The sequence below is a fragment of the Mycobacterium sp. NGS68 genome (genome assembly GCF_059812195.1).
On the sequence record NZ_JCALCE010000060.1, the window covers coordinates 1 to 16,196 of the forward strand.

The 16,196-nt window shown below is 66.7% G+C and carries 28 protein-coding genes and 1 tRNA gene; 4 read left to right on the forward strand and 25 right to left on the reverse strand.

Annotation, left to right across the window (positions count from 1 at the left end; translation table 11 throughout):
- Positions 1–388 precede the first annotated feature (388 nt).
- Positions 389–616: an endonuclease domain-containing protein gene (locus AC5Y5V_RS30505; protein WP_499942740.1), complete on the forward strand. Its 228-nt coding sequence runs from the start codon at positions 389–391 to the stop codon at positions 614–616.
- On the opposite strand, the gene AC5Y5V_RS30510 is transcribed toward AC5Y5V_RS30505, so the two are convergent.
- The 20 genes from AC5Y5V_RS30510 to AC5Y5V_RS30605 all read right to left on the reverse strand — a co-directional run bounded on the left by AC5Y5V_RS30510 (position 568) and on the right by AC5Y5V_RS30605 (position 10,954).
- Positions 568–960 (reverse strand): DUF4326 domain-containing protein, encoded by a 393-nt coding sequence (locus AC5Y5V_RS30510; protein WP_499942698.1) that lies wholly within the window; start codon positions 958–960, stop codon positions 568–570. The two genes, AC5Y5V_RS30505 and AC5Y5V_RS30510, sit on opposite strands and share 49 nt — an antisense overlap.
- The gene (locus AC5Y5V_RS30515; RefSeq protein WP_499942699.1) at positions 953–1,429 is read right to left on the reverse strand and encodes a hypothetical protein; all 477 of its coding nucleotides are present in this window, start codon (positions 1,427–1,429) and stop codon (positions 953–955) included. The genes AC5Y5V_RS30510 and AC5Y5V_RS30515 overlap by 8 nt, the downstream gene beginning before the upstream one ends.
- Complete coding sequence (locus AC5Y5V_RS30520; RefSeq protein WP_499942701.1) at positions 1,422–1,937, reverse strand: hypothetical protein; 516 nt, start codon at positions 1,935–1,937, stop codon at positions 1,422–1,424. Before AC5Y5V_RS30520 ends, AC5Y5V_RS30515 begins: the two co-directional genes overlap by 8 nt.
- Positions 1,930–2,886 (reverse strand): DUF5131 family protein, encoded by a 957-nt coding sequence (locus AC5Y5V_RS30525; protein ID WP_499942702.1) that lies wholly within the window; start codon positions 2,884–2,886, stop codon positions 1,930–1,932. The genes AC5Y5V_RS30520 and AC5Y5V_RS30525 overlap by 8 nt, the downstream gene beginning before the upstream one ends.
- Positions 2,887–2,889: 3 nt before the next feature.
- On the reverse strand, positions 2,890–3,081 hold the full coding sequence (locus tag AC5Y5V_RS30530) for a hypothetical protein (protein ID WP_499942704.1): 192 nt from the start codon (positions 3,079–3,081) through the stop codon (positions 2,890–2,892).
- The gene (locus tag AC5Y5V_RS30535; protein WP_499942706.1) at positions 3,078–3,917 is read right to left on the reverse strand and encodes a DUF6551 family protein; all 840 of its coding nucleotides are present in this window, start codon (positions 3,915–3,917) and stop codon (positions 3,078–3,080) included. The genes AC5Y5V_RS30530 and AC5Y5V_RS30535 overlap by 4 nt, the downstream gene beginning before the upstream one ends.
- Positions 3,918–3,923: 6 nt before the next feature.
- Positions 3,924–4,667, reverse strand: a complete 744-nt coding sequence (locus AC5Y5V_RS30540) for a hypothetical protein (RefSeq protein WP_499942707.1) — start codon at positions 4,665–4,667, stop codon at positions 3,924–3,926.
- 11 nt (positions 4,668–4,678) lie between these two features.
- A complete protein-coding gene (locus AC5Y5V_RS30545; RefSeq protein WP_499942708.1) occupies positions 4,679–5,086 on the reverse strand; it encodes a hypothetical protein in 408 nt (135 codons plus the stop codon).
- Positions 5,087–5,089: 3 nt separating this feature from the next.
- Positions 5,090–6,271, reverse strand: coding sequence for a recombination protein RecT (gene recT / locus AC5Y5V_RS30550; RefSeq protein ID WP_499942709.1), 1,182 nt, complete (start codon positions 6,269–6,271; stop codon positions 5,090–5,092).
- A 19-nt stretch (positions 6,272–6,290) separates the two neighbouring features.
- Positions 6,291–7,307 (reverse strand): PD-(D/E)XK nuclease-like domain-containing protein, encoded by a 1,017-nt coding sequence (locus AC5Y5V_RS30555; protein ID WP_499942711.1) that lies wholly within the window; start codon positions 7,305–7,307, stop codon positions 6,291–6,293.
- Positions 7,304–7,738 (reverse strand): hypothetical protein, encoded by a 435-nt coding sequence (locus AC5Y5V_RS30560; RefSeq protein WP_499942712.1) that lies wholly within the window; start codon positions 7,736–7,738, stop codon positions 7,304–7,306. The genes AC5Y5V_RS30555 and AC5Y5V_RS30560 overlap by 4 nt, the downstream gene beginning before the upstream one ends.
- Positions 7,735–8,133, reverse strand: a complete 399-nt coding sequence (locus AC5Y5V_RS30565) for a hypothetical protein (protein ID WP_499942713.1) — start codon at positions 8,131–8,133, stop codon at positions 7,735–7,737. The genes AC5Y5V_RS30560 and AC5Y5V_RS30565 overlap by 4 nt, the downstream gene beginning before the upstream one ends.
- A 59-nt stretch (positions 8,134–8,192) precedes the next feature.
- Positions 8,193–8,789, reverse strand: coding sequence for a hypothetical protein (locus tag AC5Y5V_RS30570; RefSeq protein WP_499942715.1), 597 nt, complete (start codon positions 8,787–8,789; stop codon positions 8,193–8,195).
- Positions 8,786–9,181, reverse strand: coding sequence for a hypothetical protein (locus tag AC5Y5V_RS30575; protein WP_499942716.1), 396 nt, complete (start codon positions 9,179–9,181; stop codon positions 8,786–8,788). The genes AC5Y5V_RS30570 and AC5Y5V_RS30575 overlap by 4 nt, the downstream gene beginning before the upstream one ends.
- A 136-nt stretch (positions 9,182–9,317) precedes the next feature.
- Positions 9,318–9,542 carry a hypothetical protein gene (locus AC5Y5V_RS30580; RefSeq protein ID WP_499942718.1) on the reverse strand — a complete coding sequence of 75 codons (225 nt, stop codon included), beginning with the start codon at positions 9,540–9,542 and terminating at the stop codon, positions 9,318–9,320.
- Positions 9,539–9,841 (reverse strand): hypothetical protein, encoded by a 303-nt coding sequence (locus tag AC5Y5V_RS30585; protein ID WP_499942719.1) that lies wholly within the window; start codon positions 9,839–9,841, stop codon positions 9,539–9,541. Before AC5Y5V_RS30585 ends, AC5Y5V_RS30580 begins: the two co-directional genes overlap by 4 nt.
- Entirely contained in the window at positions 9,838–10,116 is a 279-nt protein-coding gene (locus AC5Y5V_RS30590) for a hypothetical protein (protein ID WP_499942720.1), read from the reverse strand. Before AC5Y5V_RS30590 ends, AC5Y5V_RS30585 begins: the two co-directional genes overlap by 4 nt.
- Positions 10,113–10,610 carry an HNH endonuclease signature motif containing protein gene (locus AC5Y5V_RS30595; RefSeq protein WP_499942723.1) on the reverse strand — a complete coding sequence of 166 codons (498 nt, stop codon included), beginning with the start codon at positions 10,608–10,610 and terminating at the stop codon, positions 10,113–10,115. The genes AC5Y5V_RS30590 and AC5Y5V_RS30595 overlap by 4 nt, the downstream gene beginning before the upstream one ends.
- Before the next feature lie 29 nt (positions 10,611–10,639).
- Positions 10,640–10,715 (reverse strand) — tRNA-Lys (locus tag AC5Y5V_RS30600).
- A 41-nt stretch (positions 10,716–10,756) separates the two neighbouring features.
- Complete coding sequence (locus tag AC5Y5V_RS30605) at positions 10,757–10,954, reverse strand: helix-turn-helix domain-containing protein (RefSeq protein ID WP_499942725.1); 198 nt, start codon at positions 10,952–10,954, stop codon at positions 10,757–10,759.
- A 126-nt stretch (positions 10,955–11,080) separates the two neighbouring features.
- Here AC5Y5V_RS30605 and AC5Y5V_RS30610 point away from each other — a divergent pair, with 126 nt between their 5' ends.
- From AC5Y5V_RS30610 to AC5Y5V_RS30620, 3 genes are all read left to right on the forward strand, one after another.
- Entirely contained in the window at positions 11,081–11,431 is a 351-nt protein-coding gene (locus AC5Y5V_RS30610) for a helix-turn-helix transcriptional regulator (RefSeq protein ID WP_499942726.1), read from the forward strand.
- A gap of 369 nt (positions 11,432–11,800) precedes the next feature.
- On the forward strand, positions 11,801–12,394 hold the full coding sequence (locus AC5Y5V_RS30615) for a tyrosine-type recombinase/integrase (protein WP_499942728.1): 594 nt from the start codon (positions 11,801–11,803) through the stop codon (positions 12,392–12,394).
- 58 nt (positions 12,395–12,452) lie between these two features.
- Entirely contained in the window at positions 12,453–13,040 is a 588-nt protein-coding gene (locus AC5Y5V_RS30620; RefSeq protein WP_499942729.1) for a hypothetical protein, read from the forward strand.
- Positions 13,041–13,121: 81 nt separating this feature from the next.
- On the opposite strand, the gene AC5Y5V_RS30625 is transcribed toward AC5Y5V_RS30620, so the two are convergent.
- The 5 genes from AC5Y5V_RS30625 to AC5Y5V_RS30645 all read right to left on the reverse strand — a co-directional run bounded on the left by AC5Y5V_RS30625 (position 13,122) and on the right by AC5Y5V_RS30645 (position 16,068).
- Positions 13,122–13,346 (reverse strand): DUF7427 family protein, encoded by a 225-nt coding sequence (locus tag AC5Y5V_RS30625; protein ID WP_499942731.1) that lies wholly within the window; start codon positions 13,344–13,346, stop codon positions 13,122–13,124.
- Positions 13,330–13,533 (reverse strand): hypothetical protein, encoded by a 204-nt coding sequence (locus AC5Y5V_RS30630; RefSeq protein WP_499942732.1) that lies wholly within the window; start codon positions 13,531–13,533, stop codon positions 13,330–13,332. Before AC5Y5V_RS30630 ends, AC5Y5V_RS30625 begins: the two co-directional genes overlap by 17 nt.
- A 223-nt stretch (positions 13,534–13,756) precedes the next feature.
- On the reverse strand, positions 13,757–14,233 hold the full coding sequence (locus tag AC5Y5V_RS30635; RefSeq protein ID WP_499942734.1) for a hypothetical protein: 477 nt from the start codon (positions 14,231–14,233) through the stop codon (positions 13,757–13,759).
- The gene (locus tag AC5Y5V_RS30640) at positions 14,230–14,523 is read right to left on the reverse strand and encodes a hypothetical protein (protein WP_499942736.1); all 294 of its coding nucleotides are present in this window, start codon (positions 14,521–14,523) and stop codon (positions 14,230–14,232) included. Before AC5Y5V_RS30640 ends, AC5Y5V_RS30635 begins: the two co-directional genes overlap by 4 nt.
- 246 nt (positions 14,524–14,769) lie before the next feature.
- A complete protein-coding gene (locus AC5Y5V_RS30645) occupies positions 14,770–16,068 on the reverse strand; it encodes a hypothetical protein (RefSeq protein ID WP_499942738.1) in 1,299 nt (432 codons plus the stop codon).
- Between the last annotated feature and the right edge of the window lie 128 nt (positions 16,069–16,196).

Below are 16,196 nucleotides of genomic sequence, written 5' to 3' on the forward strand. Positions count from 1 at the left end.
CTCGCCGGGCTTGATGTAGTGCCGCTGCAGGCGCGCAAGCAGGTCCGCGGTCTCACCCATTGGCGATCTCAAGCAGGACGTCGGCGTGGCAGGGCTGGTCGAGATCCGCAGATATGTCATGCGGCCATGCCACGATGAGTTGGTGATCACCTGTAGGCGCTGCGATCTCAGGCTTGACGAGTCCAAGTTCAGCGAGTGGGGCAAGCGTCGGCGAGAGTGCCGGACGTGCACAAGCGTCCGTAACCGGGACTATGGACAAGCGAACAAAGACCAGCGGAACACCCGGCTGCGTGAGTGGCGACGACAGAACCCCGGTGCCGCGAAGGCAAAAGACTTGCGCGCCCGGCTGATGAGGAAATACCAGCTGACGCCCGAACAAGTCGAGGCGATGCGAGCGGCCCAGGGTGGCTGCTGCCTTTTGTGTGGCTCGGCCGATCGGGAACTGGTGGTCGATCACTGCCACACGACGGGTCGTGTTCGCGGGTTGCTTTGCCGCAGTTGCAACACCATCGTGGGGCAATTCGAACTGGTCCCGGAATTGGCCACGCGTCTTGTGGGCTATCTCGGTCATGGCGCCCATCCCGGGTTGGCGAGTTCAAGCAGAACATTTGCGTGACACGGGAACCGGTTCCCGTGCTTGTCGACGAGTGGGCACCAGCAGGCGAGGTCGTGACCACGGATTTCGTCGAGGGAGCACATCAGTGGCGGCATTTCGGGGAGCCAGTAGGCGAACGCATCTACTGCGAATTGGCGCCCCCGAATGGTCAGGCTGTCTAACGTGTCCCACCCGATGCGGGGTGCTGGAAATGCGCGTTCGATGTACCGCCACAATTCGCTGTCCCGTGTGTAGGTGCGGCCGAGGATGAACGGGTTGCCCCACTTGCTTGGTCGTGCGACGACGATGGCGGTTTCGGGTTTGCGCCAGCCTTTGGTGCGGCGCAGCTGGATTCGCTCAGGCATCGCTCGCCTCCGGTGTCCAGAGCACGATGGCGGGCAGTTCGCCGGCCAGTGACCGCGTCCATGCGAATGGCCGGTCGTCGCCGAAGACGACGCCGTGGACGCGGTCGTAGAACCGGCAGGCGACAGAGCCGCCCTCGGTCTTGATGATGGACTCGGGTGGCAGCGCTTCGAGTTCCTCGACGGTAGTGATTCGCCGCCGCCCCAGTTCCGCGCGTGCGGTTTTCAGTTCGGCGACGAGTTCAGGGACCAGGGTGCGGGCAGCGGCGATGAACTGCTGGTCGCGGTCGAGGTTGTCGCCCTCGATAACGGAAGTACCGCCGTAGCAATATGATGCGCATTCAACCCGGCCCGGTTCAAGGACGGCGCACCACCCATCTGGACCGCCCTCTAGTGTCTTACCCGCCCAGTGCCACGGCCCTTCGGTGACATCTTCCAGCGCGGATTCGGCGCGGGCGATGAGATCAGACATCTTGCACCTCAGCAGCTCGTCGGTGTTGTGCTGCCTGGTATGCGCGGTCGTCGGCGGCCCATCCGGCGCACACGATCGCGGGGCGCCCGTCTGCCCGCCAGGCCCGGTCAGCGTTCTCGACAGGCCGGTAGTCGTCGTTCTCTACACCGGGCGGGACTTCTTGCCGTTCGCCGCAGTCGTGGACGAATGCGATGGCTTTCGGCATGCCAACGTGGCAGGTGAAGATCCCTCCGGGTCGGTAAGGCATCGTGTCGCCGTCCATGCGTTGGCGTTCGGGGCTGTCGCGGCGGTAGGCGCAGTCGTGGCAGCGGCGCGCGTTGACGGCCATGGGGCCTTCTTGGACGTCGGGGGTTGGTTCGGGTTCGACGATGGCGGTCCAGCAGGTGCATTTCTCGCCGTCGGTGAAAGCGGCGCCGTAGCAGCACATGTTGTGGGTTTCGGGTGGTGCGTGGAGGAAGTCGACGACGTGGTCGTAGTGCTCGTACTCGATAACACGGGGCTCAGGCATGGGTCACCGCCTGTGGGTATTGGTCCCAGGTGCGGCCGTCGAGCAGCCGGCCGGCGGCTTTCTTGCCGACGCGCTCCGAGTTGCACCAGCCGGGCGGTGTCAGCGGAATGCCTGTCTCGAATGAGTTGGCGGTGTGGTCGAATTCGCGGAATGTCCCGTCCGGCCACACGAGGCACTGTGAGCGTGAGCGGCCAAGGCTTGGCCCCCATTCGCCCCACTGCTTGAACAGAAACGCGGTTCCGGAGCGGACACATTCGTCGCGGAGCGCTCGTACCCAGCCTGGATACATCGGCCGCGCGCCGCGGCCGGATTCGCCGCCGACGATGACCCAGTCAAGGCCGGGATCACGGTCGATGCTGGATCTGGCGAAGATGCTGATTCGCCCGAGTAGTGGTTCAGCGCTGAGGAATCGCACCGCGGCCGGGGTGTCGAGTAGCGCGGGTATGCGGATGTTGGCCCATTGCTGATTCTCGGCGCTGACGCCCAACCAGACGTTAGGAAGCGGGAACGGATCCCCGACGTCCTTCATCTCGTCTGCGTCCGTGATCGTCAGCATGTGCTCGGCCGCCGCAGTCTGGAATGCACTGCTAGTCAGGAGCGACCGCATGCGTCCGTGTCGCTTGGTGAGCACTTGGAAGGTGTGCTGGGGTGCAACCGCCATGACGGCGAAGACGCGGGCGATGTAGTCGTCGGGCACCTGGTCGTGGAACAGGTCAGACATGCTGTTTACAAAGATCCGCCGCGGCTTCTTCCAGCGCAGCGGCAGCGCGAGCTTGTCCGGGCGGAGCTGGACGTCGAAGCCGCGTTCGAAGTAGTGGCCCTGTGTGCCACGCCAGCGCTCTGCGAACGTCTCGGCATAGCAGTTGTCGCATCCCGCACTAACTTTCGTGCACCCGGTTACGGGGTTCCAGGTGGCGTCGGTCCATTCGATGTCGGTCTTGTCAGCCATTCGTCACCAGCCTCGGCCCCACTCGTGTTCGTCTTGCGTGTCGATGCGGTCGAGCTCGTCGAGCACCTGGGCGTCGCGCTCGGCCGCGATGCTTCGGTGCATCTCTGCGCGGGCGGAGTCCGCGGCTTCGATGACCGCCGCGGCGCCCGAGTGCTTGGTGTGCTGCGGAAATAGTTCAGCCGCCCAGTTGGTCACCCCTTGGCCGCCTTACCTTTCGGAAGTGCACCCGTCCACCGCTGCGGGAAGAACAGCCGCGGGCCCGGCCGCTTGTTGTACTGGTTCAGCAGCGTGATCGCGGTCAGCTTCGCCAACGATCCCGGTGTGCTGTCACGCATGGCGGACGCTTGAAACCGGATTCGTCGGGGGGGGGTCTCGGTCAAGGCGTCGACGAGACGCTGCCCGTTGAGGCGTTTGTCGGCGCCGAAGGTGGCGATGACCATGGCCATGCCGTGCACAATCGGTGAGTCGTAGGCTTCGCGCTGGTTACCCCAGGTGCTGGTCAGCAAGTTCAGGGTGGCGTCCAGCAGATCGAGACCACCGCCCGAGGCGGCGATTTTTTCGAGCGTGGTCACGCAGGTGATGACGCCGTCCTTGCCGGACTGCTCGTGCACGCGCAGCTCGTGTCGCTCGGCGAGCTTCTCGATCGCCAACACGGTGGCGTCGCCGGATGCGCGGCGGGCCCGCCAGTGGTCCCAGGTGGTGGGCTGCTTACGTTGCCGGTTGAGCTTGTCGAACAGCGCTGCTTCCTCGGGCAGGTCGAGGCCTTCGTGGACGTTGGCGACGAGTGTGGGGGCGGGCCGTAGGAGTTTCGCTGCGGCCCATCGGTGTTGGCCGTCGACGACCGCGTACCGCGGGGAGGCGTGGGCGCCACGGTCGGACACCTCGACGATGCCGGCGAGGCGTCGGTCCCAGTCGGCGGCCATCGCCCGGGCGCGGTTGACGTCGAGGACGCGCTGATACGTGGGGTCGGCGAAGATCTCATCCACGGCCAGGGAGGCGACGTAAAAGCCGTGGGAGATCGTGGCGGTCATGGAAGATCAGCCGATGCTGGTCAGCGCGTCGTTGACGGCCGTGGTGCTGATATCGGTGGGCTGGTCGAGTCCGGCGAGCTTGCGCCAGTGTTCGATGGCCCAGCGGGTGAAGGTGATTCGAGCGGCATAGGCAGCGGCATAGGCATCGGCATCGGCATCGGCAGCGGCAGCGGCAGCGGCAGCGGCATAGGCAGCGGCAGCGGCATAGGCAGCGGCAGCGGCATAGGCATCGGCATCGGCATAGGCAGCGGCAGCGGCATAGGCAGCGGCAGCGGCATAGGCAGCGGCAGCGGCATAGGCAGCGGCGCGCGCCTCGTTCCACTCGGCGCGCGTCACCGCCTCACCGTTCGCCTCACGGACACATAGCGCAGCCACCCGCCGGACCGCCACAGCACCATCCGGCCGCGCATACCGCACCACGCCGTGCTCAGGGTCGATCAACAGGTCGGCCAGCCAACGCCAGACAACGCGCCGCGGAGTGTCCGCGGTGCCCACCGTCAGCCAACCCAAATCCAGCACCAACACACTGTTCTCGGGCGACAGGAACCCATCGGCGCCGGCCAGGCGGTCGTTGAGGCTCTGCACCAGCCGCGCCAACGGGCGCGCCGAGCACGCCGGGAAGTCGGTGATCTTCGTGTCCCCGTTGATGTAGCTGATGACGTTCATTGCGCAGCCCTTGCCGCTGCCCGGCTCGTGCGATCCAGCGGCGAGACGCAAAGGGTGGGTGATGCGGTCGAGGTCGAGAGACATTGCGGTTACTCCTATTTCGTTGCAGTGTTGTGTGAGAACTCGGGGTCGAACTCGCCGAGGTCGTCGTCCGGAACGTCGTCTTGGTGCTCGTCGTCGGGGATGTTGCCGTCCCGGTCGATCATCGCGGGATCGTCGTCGTCCGGCGTGTACGGTTCGACGGTGACGTGCGCGCCGAGGGACTTGCACTTGCGGTAGTGCTTGAAATCGCCGCCATCGAGCAGTTCGCGGCCTTCGTCTTTGCAGCGCAACGTGATTTCGATCTTCAACAGCTCGCCGGGCTGCGGCGGCTTGTCCATGATCAACAGGTCTTTCCCGAACGCCTGGATGATGGCGGGCACCGGTCCGAGTAGGTCGTCGGGGATGTTGTCGAGGTCGTTCGATGAGGGAGTGTCGGCGGGTTTGGTTTTGACGAGGGCCATGAGCTATTCCTGTTCTTCCGTTGCGGCGGTTGGGGCTTCGGCGGCTTCGTTGAATTCGGCGATGATCTTCTGCGCCTGATCGTGGGTGAGCTGCCGATCGGATTGGACGCGGGCGCCGGTGATGTTGAAGACGAAGTCGGCCCAGTCTTCGTCGGTGTCGTACTTCTCGGCTGCCCGGATCTGCCGCAGACGGGTGATGTCCTGGCGGGTGGCCACCGCGGCTTCGGCGCGCGCGTTGTCGAGTGCTTGGGCGACGCGTTCGGTTTGGCCGGGCGTGGACTCCGTCGGCGCACCCGGTGGCTCCGCAGGAGTGTCGGCCGACGGCGGGTCGGCCTGCTGCTGCTCGGGTGCGGGTGGCGGCGCGGCGGACGCCGAGCTGGGCTCGTCAACCACTTCCCCGTCCACGAAGTCCGGTTCGTCGTCGATCACGTTGGGGCTGATATCGACGCGGACCCCGCCGTCGTGAGTCATCGCGCGTTGAATATCAGTGGATTTCGGCAGCAGCTTCATCAGCTGCCGGATCGTCGTCTTGTGGGCCATGCCCTCGAACTGATCCACCCACGGCCCCACGACCTGGCCCTGTCGGTTGCGGGCGGTGGCGTACCGGTCGCGGTGCTTCTCCATGTCCTCGAGGGTCATCGGGTCGGTCATCGAGTAGCCGCCGTTGGTGGTGCGGCCCACGGCGTAGAACAGGCGCTGGCCGCCGCGCGACCCGTCGAGGTACGGGCGGTGGATGAACTTGTCTTCGTGGGCGCCGTACTCGATTTCGATGTGATCGTTGTCGTAGACGGTGCGGGCGTGGATCGACGCGATCTTGTCGGTCCGGTAGGCGAGTTCGATGAACCCCTGGTATCCGATGATCAACTGCGCCTTACGTTTCCCGGCGCGACCATCCCAGAACGGCACCAAGTACGCCTGCCCGAGGACGCCGACACCGGGACGCAGCCCGAGCTGCGCACACGTCATCACGGCGCCGAGTACCGACTGCACCTCGCATTCCGCGAGTTTCGGGTTGGTACTCAGGCAGGTGAACACGTCGCGGACGAGCTGCACCGCCTCGAAGCCCTGCGGCATGGCGCGCTGGAAGTGGCGTTCCATCTTCTGGATTTCGGCGCGCAGGTTGTTACCCGCCTTCGCGACGGTGCGGTTCTGCGAGACAGGCCGGTAGTCCTGGGTTGCGGTCATGGTGTGCTGCTCCTGTCGGCTAGTTGATGGTGTCTGTGTAGTCCGCGCGGAAAGCCCACGGCGGCAATGGGACTGACTGGATTTCGGGTGGATAGCCGGGCCATATCCCGGTCTCGGTGCACCCCTGGAAGATCCCGATCGCGCACAGCATGTCCTCGTAGCCTTTGCGGAATGCGTCGGCGTCGAGTTCGTGTACGGCGACCAGGTAGGGCGGGTCTTTCTCCTGGACGATGAACACCATCGCCGGCCACTCGTCGAGGCCAAGTGCGCGGGCCGCGACAACGGAGAAAGCGAACTGCAGGTGGTAGCCGAAGTCATATGCTTTGCGGCTGAACGCTTCCCGGCTGGCGTCGACCGCGGACTTGTAGTCCACGATCCACAGCTGGCGGTCGGGCCGCGCCTTCCAGTCGGTCCGCATCCGGATCGGCTGCCCGGTCCGGGGCTCGGTCGCGTACAGCCACTCTTCGGGTTCGCCTTCGGCGAGTAGGCGCGCCGCTTCGGGGTGCCGGTGAACCTCCTGGGCCATGTCGAGGGCCTTCTGGTAGTCGTCGGCGCTGATCGGCGTCAACCCGTCGGCGCGCGCCCGCTCGACCGCCGCTTTCCATCCCGCGGTAGCGGCCGGATTGTCCGCCACCGTCCCGTCTTTCTTCAGACCGTGGATGTTGGGGTCGAGCACCAGGTACTGATCGCCCTCGCCCAGGACGAGGTTGTGCACGACGCCCCCGAAGTCGAACGCGGGCTTCGGGGGCCGCGGGTGGCGCCGCTCCCAGTCGAACTTCGCTGGGCCGCCCGGCTGCAGTAGTTTCTTCGCACCGTGCGGCGACAGGCGGTGCGGCTCAGGCATGTAGCCGAACGTCCTGTAGACCCCGTCCGGTAGCGGCTCGATGTGCAGCTGGTCGGCGTCAAGGTACAGCAGATACTTGTCGCCGTCGGGCTGCACGCCGGGGCGTTCCTCGAGAACCGCGACAGTCCCGAACTGGACCTTGCCGTCGCCCGTGACCGGCCACCACACGCGATCTCCGATCTCGAAAGTCATGAGGCGACCGCCGTTTTCGCCATGTAGGACCGCAGGTGCTGAACGGCGGACTTGCCGACGCCCAGCAACTCCCCGATCTCCACGTCGGGTATCTGCCCCGACAGGCGGCGCACCACCTCGCGGCGCTCTAACCGGTTGAGGCGGCAGCCGATACGCCGCACCCGCTCGTTGACCACCAACCCGACGGCATACCAGTCGATCTGCGGGTTTCCGATCGCCGCGGCGCGGCCGTCGAGGATCTCGTCAGGAGCATCGTCGAACCACACCGCCAGCACCATGATCAGCTGCGCGGCCTTCGCCGGATGCCACTGACACAGCTGGACCAGCTCGCTGAAGATCCGCTGCGGGTCACTCTCACGGACCATCTCGGCCGTGGTCAGCGCGACCGCCGCGACGTTGTCCAAGTCGGTATCGGGGGCGAAGTCGATCATGCGGACGCCGCCGCGATGTGCGGGGACTCCGCGCGCAGCTCCGCCGCGGACCAGCCGGACTGGTCGGGGTTGGCGTAGCCGAATTGCGCGCCGAGCTCTTCGAGGGTGTCGGCCGCCTCGAGCATCCGCTGCGGCAGCGTGCCCCGCGCGCGGTCCGGCCAGCCGGCCGCGAACAGGTAGCCGTCGAGCCACTCCGTCGCGAAGCACGTTTCCGTCTGGTCGATCGCATCGGCGAGCAGTAGCCGGTGCACGATCCGGTCGCGGTCCTCGCCCTGAAGTAGGTCCAGCACGCCGCAGATGATGTCGACGTCCTGGCGGAGCAGGTCGAGATCAGCGGCGAAGTCGTCGGCTACCGCGTCAGGCGGGGCCTCACGGTCTAGGATTGAGTCGCTCACGGGAAATGGTTCCTTTCTCGTTGGCCGTGGCCCCGGCTGTTCGCGCAGCGCGGGGCCGCTTACTTGGTGGGTCTGATGGCTTCGTCGGCGGTCCAGGAGTCGAGACCGTTGCGGTGCGGGCTGGGGTGGCCGTACGGGCGTTTGCAGATGCATGCGCCCCGGCCGCTGGCGCTGGACCAGATGTGCACCGCCGTGCACGTTCCGTTTGGGTGGCCCGCGCCGTTGTGCGGATCCGTCGCGGGCCTCTCGACCCCGTTGTCGCCCCCGACTGCTTGAGGGCTGGGGAGGAGTCCTGTTCGGTGTGAGAATGCTTCGGGATTGCCTGCGCGGACGATGCTTTCGGCGGCGGTGAACGGGTCCCGGTTTCGCTGGAAGTCCTCCATGCACGGCGCGCACAATGCGGTGCCGTCGACGGTGGTAACAGCTGGGGAGATGGGTTGACGGAACGGAGTATCGAGTTCGACGTCGAGGAATTGGCGCCACAAACACACGGCGCATTTCAGCGGGGTGGGGGCAGGGGATTCGGCCACCTTGTCGGCGGCATCGCGCTTCGGCGCCGCGGAGTCCCACAGCTCGTCAGCAGCATCGAACGGGGAACGGAACACCAGGGATGTCACGGTGGTGGCCGCGGAGGCCAGCGTGCGGATCAGATTCACGAACTCACCGCCCGCGCGGTGTCGAGGTCGTAGCGGGCGACGTCGCGCTCAGTGATCGCGCGCGACAGGGCGGCCTCGGCGCGCTCCGCGCGCGCTTTCCACAGGCGGGCGTCGGCCCGCGCCGCGGTCGCCGCGCCTATCGCTTCGCCGAGTCGCCGGCGGAGTTCACCGATCTCGGCGCGCACCCCAGTGGGGTCACCCGGCATGGGTGCGGTGGCGTACCAGCGGGCCAGCTCTCGGCCGTGTGGATCAACGTCGCGGTGGTCGCTGGGCTCGTGGCCGGCGGGCTCGGTGCAGCGTGCGCCGAAGTGCGGCTGATCGCATCGTGGGAAGTCGTCGAGGACAGGCGCGTTGTCGAGTGCCGGCAGGAACGACGACGGGTCGTTGATCATCGCGACCTCCGGCGGGATGCTGGTTGCCCCGCGCGACGGCCCAGGGGGGCGGTAACCGCGCGCGGGGCGTTCCTCAGCTGCGGGGCCACGAGGGTCGACGCGGCCACGCCGTCAGCAGAGGAAGAACGAGGCGCCTTCATACCAGCACCTGCGGGCATCCCGCGAGCCTCAGCAGGTTCATGAACGGCACGCACACCACGCCCTGATCCGCGTGTGGGTCAGGCAGGAACAGTTGCGCCACGGCGGGATCTGGGGTGACGGGTGCGGGCGCTACCGGTGGGGCGGGGCGGTCGATCCGCAGAACGCCAGCGACAGCGAGGACGGCGAACACGGCGGCGAGGGTGGCGGTGGCGTCGGTCATGCGACACGCTCCCGGCCGCCGTACTGCATCAGGAACGCGACCTGCGCCCACTGCTCGTCTGTCAGCTCAGAGTCCAAAGCGCGGTCGATCGTCATCAGCGTGACCAGGCGCCGATTCGGGTAAGTGACCCACTGCTCACGCGGGAATTGCAGCGTCCCCGGGGGGAGCGGCGGCAGCGGCAGCGGGAACCAACTCCGGATCTCGTCGAGAGCAGAGGGGGGTATGACTGGGGGGCGCGCGGCAGCGGCTTCAGCGAATTTCTTCGTCACCCTCGACTCGAGGTACGCCAAGGCGGTCACGACTCGTCCCCGCATGCCTCGTGGTCCAGGTTCCAGTCGCGGATCGCGTCCAGGTCGTCGGCGTCCAGCTCGCCGTGGATCTCCATCACCGACCCGCACGGGCAGCAGGCGTAGAACTCCGGAGGCGGCGCGAACGACGCCCGGTACTCGGCGTCCTCGATCTGGCGGTGCAGCCCGTCAGCGGCGTCCAGGACCGCGAGCACGCCGGGGCGGGCGGAGGCCTCGGCCAGGAGGTCGTCGAGGCCGCGGAGGAACAAGCCAGAGCCGGCGGTCATGCGGAGGCCAGCTCAAGACGAAGGGCAGCCTCGGCCTCGGCCAGGATTAATGCGCGCTTTGTCGCGGTCGACCGCAGTGGCCGGCCGGAGTTCACGCGGTGATAGCGGTTGCGCTGCCAGTCGTATTGGCACACTCGGCACGTACGGCGACGTCCGCCGTCTCGGGCGCGGATGACCAGGTTCGGCCCTGCCATGGGATGCCCCTGGGGGCAGCGCAGGCGGTCAGCGTGGGCACGCTGGACGTTCACGCGGCGCGTGACTGGTTCCATGTGCGCGGGGTTGGCGCACGGTTTGTTCAGGCAGAGATGGTCGATCGTGAGGCCGCCGGGAATGGGGCCGACGAGCAGCTCGTAGGCGAGGCGGTGGGTTGACCAGACGCGACCTTCGTGGCCGACGCTGCCGTAGCCCTTGCTGGTGAGGGCGCCGGTCCATCCCCAGCAGAAGCCGGGGAGGTCGGGGACCGGGCAGAGTTCGAGCTGGACCTTGGCGCGCATGCGTGGCGGCAACTGGTCGACGTCGGGGCTGGTGCCCCCACTCCGGCTCGAACGGAGGACCCACAGATTAAAAGTCTGTTGCTCTACCAACTGAGCTATAGGGGCGGTACCGCAGACCTTACCGGAGTTGCATAACTGTGCAGCGGTCATGCTGACGCCTTCGCGGCGTTGCGCTTCTGCACCCACTTGTCGAGGTCACGCTGCTCGATCAAGAAGGCGCCGGTCAGCCCGGGCAGCTTGTTTGCCTTCAGCTCGCCGCGGTTGATGGCGGCGATGATGGTGCGCTTAGGTGTCCCGCTCTGCTTCTCAGCCTCGGAAGTTGACAGCGGGGGAACTTTGGGCATGAGCACAAGTTAGGACTTGAGGCAAAGTTGTGCAAGTGCAAACTTTCGGCGTGTTGCAAAGTTGTTCACCTTATGAACAAGACTTAGCGCTTGCGCCGGTGCATAGTTGTGCATAACATTCAGCACATGACCACCGCTTACGATTCGGGGAACGTGCCTCCAATCGAGGTCCGTCACCGCCTGCGCATCGCCCGCGAATACGCGGGCCTCGAGCAGAAGGAGCTGGCCGACCTGATCGGCGTCTCCCGCAACACGGTCGGCAACGCCGAGACCGGCGTCGTCAAACCGCGGCGCATCACGCTAAACGCCTGGTCGTTGGCGTGCGGAGTACCGGTTAGCTGGATACTCGGCGATGACGCCCCAGCTGGCAAACCACCGCCCCCGCCAGGCCCCCGGCGACGTCGCGGTCCTGGAGACGGCCCGGAAGATGACCCAACCGCAGGACTCAGGATTACAGGGCTGATGAACGTCGCGTAACCATCGGAATTAGCTGTCCGGAACCTAAGAAAACCCGTCGGTAACGGGGGTTCTCCAAACTTTCGGGTACGTTCGCAATGCTGGCGGAGACGGGTTCCGCAGCTAATTTACCAGGGGGCAAAAATGACCGGTCCGGATCCTTTGCTGCAAGAGTGGATGCTGTGGCAGCTGGCCGCACGCAGATCGGAAGCTACTGTGACAGAACGGATTCGGGTCGTCGCACAGTTCCGGGTGGAGAGCCCCACCGGCGCACTCTCAGCCACCTCTATTGACATAGTTCGATGGATGGGAAAACACACCGAATGGTCAGCTTCAACCGCCGCCACATACCATTCGCATCTTCGTGCGTGGTTTAAGTGGCTCAACGTCATGGGCTATCGCGCGGACAATCCGATGGTCAAAGTCGCCGCGCCGAAATATCCCGAGCGCACCCCGCGGCCGGTGAGCGATGACGACCTGATGCGGCTGCTGCTGACGCGGATGCACCACCGGACGCGGGTCATGGTCCTGCTCGCCGCGCTGGCTGGGCTGCGGGTGTCGGAGATCGCGCGGGTGCGCGGCGAGGACATCGACGTGTCGGCGCCGCGAATGTTCGTCACCGGCAAAGGCGGAACACGCAAGTGGCTGCCGCTGCACCCGCTGCTGACCGAGGTGGCGATGGACATGCCGCGGCGCGGCTGGTGGTTCCCTGCGAATGCGACCCGGCCCGGGGATCACGTGCTCGGCAAGAGTGTGTCGACGATCATCGGGAACGCGATGCAGCGGGCCGGTGCGCGCGGGACGCCTCACAGCCTTCGGCACTGGATGGGGACTACGTTGCTCGACGACGGCGCCGACCTGCGCACGGTGCAGGAGATCCTGCGACATAAGTCGCTGGTGACCACGCAGGGCTACACGAAGGTATCCGACTTCCGGCGGCAGGAGGCAGTCGAGCGTCTCGACCCGTTTCGCGGCGCGGCGTAAACGCGGGCTACGGCGCAAACTTCGCCCGCGGTGACCTTCGCCGCGCTACTCTTCGTGCATGGACGTCGAGGACGTCTCCGCTGATAAGCCTGCCATCAGTGCTGCCGACGACGAAACTGTGGCGTTGCCCGACGTCACGCCGACTGCGCGCGTCGAGTTGGCGTGGTCGGCCGAGGGACTGGCACAGCCGGCGGTCATAAAAGCGGATGCCCCGAAAGGCATGAACCATGCCTATGCCATGGTCGCTTTCGGCGTTATCGCGGTGGTGGTGCTCGCCGTCGTGATCGTGAAGGATTTTGTGGCACCTCCTTCGCCTGACGCGCGGCCCCCGACGCCAGCGCCCTCTGGCGCCACCATAACCGCCACGCCGCCACCGTCTCGGACGATGCCAGGTGATGGCACCTACCGGATGGGCGGCTTGGACGGTAAGGACTGGGGCATCTGGGAGTCGGTGGGCGGCACCAGTCGGTGCCGGTGGTCGATCAACGCCGTGAGTCGGTACGCGGCGGGCGAGTTGCTCGACAGCGGCACTTCCCCGCGGGTCAACATCCAACCGCTCAGTGACACGTCCTCGTTCACCGGCGAGAGCCACGGCGTGCGGCTCGTGTTTATGACGAACGGCTGCGGGTCATGGCACCAGACGTGACGAATGCCCGCGCGGAAACGCCGAAAGCCCCCTGCTGGGAGCAGATGCCAGCAGGGGGCCGGTATGTTTTCCGGTATTTTTTCAGCGCCCGAACACCGCCGCGAGCCGCGACAGCGGGTCGTAGCGTTCAGGCCACACGTGCATGAGGTGCCCTGCGACGTAGACGATCGCGGCGGGCCAGAGCACCGGGTGCGCATCGCAGTAGTCGGCTGATCGCTGCGACAGCATCTGCTTGGGCGGGGCGACGACGTCCCAGAGCGCGACGCCGCCGACCAGCGCCAGCCACGCCTTATCTCCCGGCCGCATGATCTTCGAGGTAGTCGCAGCAACCGTAGGCGCATTCGTTGCGTTCCCACGGCGCGTTCGGGTGGGTGGCCACGATGCTGTTGATGGCGTCGCCGACGGGGTAGAGGGGCTGGCGGCGTGGCATGGGCCGGGCCATGGCGCGGCGCTGGTGGTCGGCGCGGGGATGCCCGCAGACACAGACGCTCATCGCGGCAGCCTGTCCACGAGCGCGTCGAGGCGCTGTTCCCATGCGTATTCGCTGTCGAGGTCACCGGCAGCCCGGGCGATCCGCAGCTGATCCAGAGCGATCACGATACGGTCCGTCAACGGCAGTGGTGACGTGGGCGCGTCGCCGGGGAGCACAAGGTCACCCGGCTACCAAGGTCAGGTCAGGCACATCCTCCCAACTCCCTCCCCCGAGGTCTCTCCCCTTATGCCCCTGGTTCGGGGTGGTATGCGCGGACCAGCGCTTCGAGTTCTTTGCGGGCGCGGCGTTCGTCGGCGATCTCGTGGCGGCGGGCGGTGCGTTCCTCGCCGATCTCGTCGCGGATCCGGCCGAGGTCTTTCGCGATGTCGGCGAGCTGGCCGTGAATGCCGCGCAGGTGCTCGTCTTGGAGCTTCTCGACGGCCTCGCGGAGGACGCTCATCATGCGGATGCCCTCGGCGAGGTCGTCGCGGAGGTTCGTCTTGCGGCCGTTCTTCACCTGGTAGCTGACGTCGTCGATGGTGGACTTCACGCCTTCCAGCTTCTCGTCGAGATCCTTTGTGCTGTCGTCGACCTTCTGCCGGGTTTGGCGGTGCAGCAGGATGGGGACGCAGGCCGTCGCGATCGGGGCGATCGCGAGGATGAGCAGCGCGATGAGTCCGACGACCGAGGTGGGGAGCGCGGACAGCAGGTCGCGGGTCACGGCTTGCCGGTCGGGTCGGCGTCCGTCTCCGAGGTGAAGAACTTGGCTGGGATGAACGACGCGGGCGGTGTGCCCGGCACTTTGACGCTGGACAGGCTGACGAGGATCGACACGACCGCGCCTGCGATCGCGCCTAACCCCATGAGGCTGTAGGGCAGGCTGCCGGTGAGGTGTCCGGCTTTGACCTGGGCGTCCAGCGCTGGGCTTAGGGCGCCGCCGGCGGCGAAGTGGACGGCTTGCGTGATGGCACGCTGCCAGAAGTCGCCGGTGAACAGTTCGCTCTTGGCCATCTGATTCCTTTCGAGCTAAAAGAAACCTGCAGGTCAGCGGCCCGATAGCGCTGGCAGTAGGTTTAGAGCTGAAATGGCGGGCAGCCGGGCCGCGGCCAGTCGGCGTAGGTACCGCGCAGTGGTGCGGTGGCGGGTGTGACATCGGGCTGAAACGGTTTCAGGGGAATGTCACTCGGCTGCGCTACAACCCGGTGCAGCGCGGCCAGCGCCAGCGGCAGCGCCAGGAACTGGCGGCGGGTCAGGCCGCTATGCGGCGACAGGGACGTTGGCGGCCCAGTCGGCACAGTGCTGGATGCCGAGCTGCAGGAACGTCTGCGGCCCGATGCCCCACGCGGTGTTGTGGTAGCTCAAATGGGGGGCGATGCCGCCGCCGTAGAATTTCAGCGCGAGGATGGCGGCCTGGACGTCGGCGGCCACGCCCGAGGGCAGGTTGGTGCCGTTGCCCGAGACGCCGCTGATGAGGCCCTGGAAGCCGCCCTCGAGGACGGGCAGCAGCAGGCCGACGAGCCCGGCCGTGAGCGCGGTGCCCCCGCCCGCGATGGCGGTCAGGAGGCCGAGTGCGCCGCTGCCGCCGAGCACGGATTTCAGGCCGGCGTCCTTGGTGACGAGCTGCAGCAGCGGCGGGATGGCGCGCTGGATTGTCGCGAGCGGGTCGGAGACTTCGGTGTTGAGGACGATCTCTTCGAAGTCGGCCAGCACCTGGCCGGTGCCGCCGAGTGGTGCGTTGGTGTACAGGTCGGCGGGGTGGGTGAGCCAGCAGCACCGCCAGCCCAGCGCGGCGATCGCCGCGTCGCTCATGGTGAAGTACGGGGCACCGATGCCCTGCCCACTGGGCTTGGGGCCGAGGTAGAACGACTGGCCGAACGGGCGCCAGGGGTCGGCGATCAGCACCACGCACACCAGCCGGTCGCGGTGCGGGTAGAGCGGATCGGCCGGGTCGAACAGCCGGTTGAGGAACAGCACCGGCCCCTTGCAGCCCAGTGAGTACCCGGCGACGGCGAACGTCACCGACGAGCTGAGCACGGCGTCGGCGAGCATCTGGCAGGCCTGGTCGGCGCATTCGTTGCCGCTGGGGGCGTTGGGGTCGTTGGCTGCGCCGACGGGGATGCCGCCCATCGCGGCCAGGTAGTCGATCGGGTGCTCGTGGTAGACGCCGGGGAGCGCTTGGGCGATCTGGCTGGTGTAGTCGGCGCCGATGATGCCGCCGGTGCCGCGCACGGTGAACAGTGCGTGCGTGGGCGGGGTGGGTGGCGGGTAGCTGCCGAGCCGGGTTCGCATCGTCAGGTTGGCGGCGGGGTGCCCTGCGGCGTCGACGACGATGGGCAGGCCGGTGCGGCGGCAGAATTCGCCGACGGCTTCGGCGGTGATGAGGTCGTAGTCGCTGCGGGTGATGACGCCCATGTCGCGGGCCCACTGGAATTTGGCTTGCAGTTTGCCGGTGAGTAGTTCAATGGCGTGCCAATTCGGGGCGGTCCGCGGGGTGGAGGGGTTGTCGGCGTCGCCGACGCCCAGGCCGATCCAGCGGCCGGTGGCGTCGTTCGCCATCAGAGTGCGCCTGTCTTGCCGCGGTCGTTGGTGCCGAGGATGGCGTCGCGGAGCTGGGCGAGTGTTTCGACGATGGTTTGGCCGCCGAGCATGTTCCAGCGCAGCGTGAGCTGGTCGTCGGCGGGGCC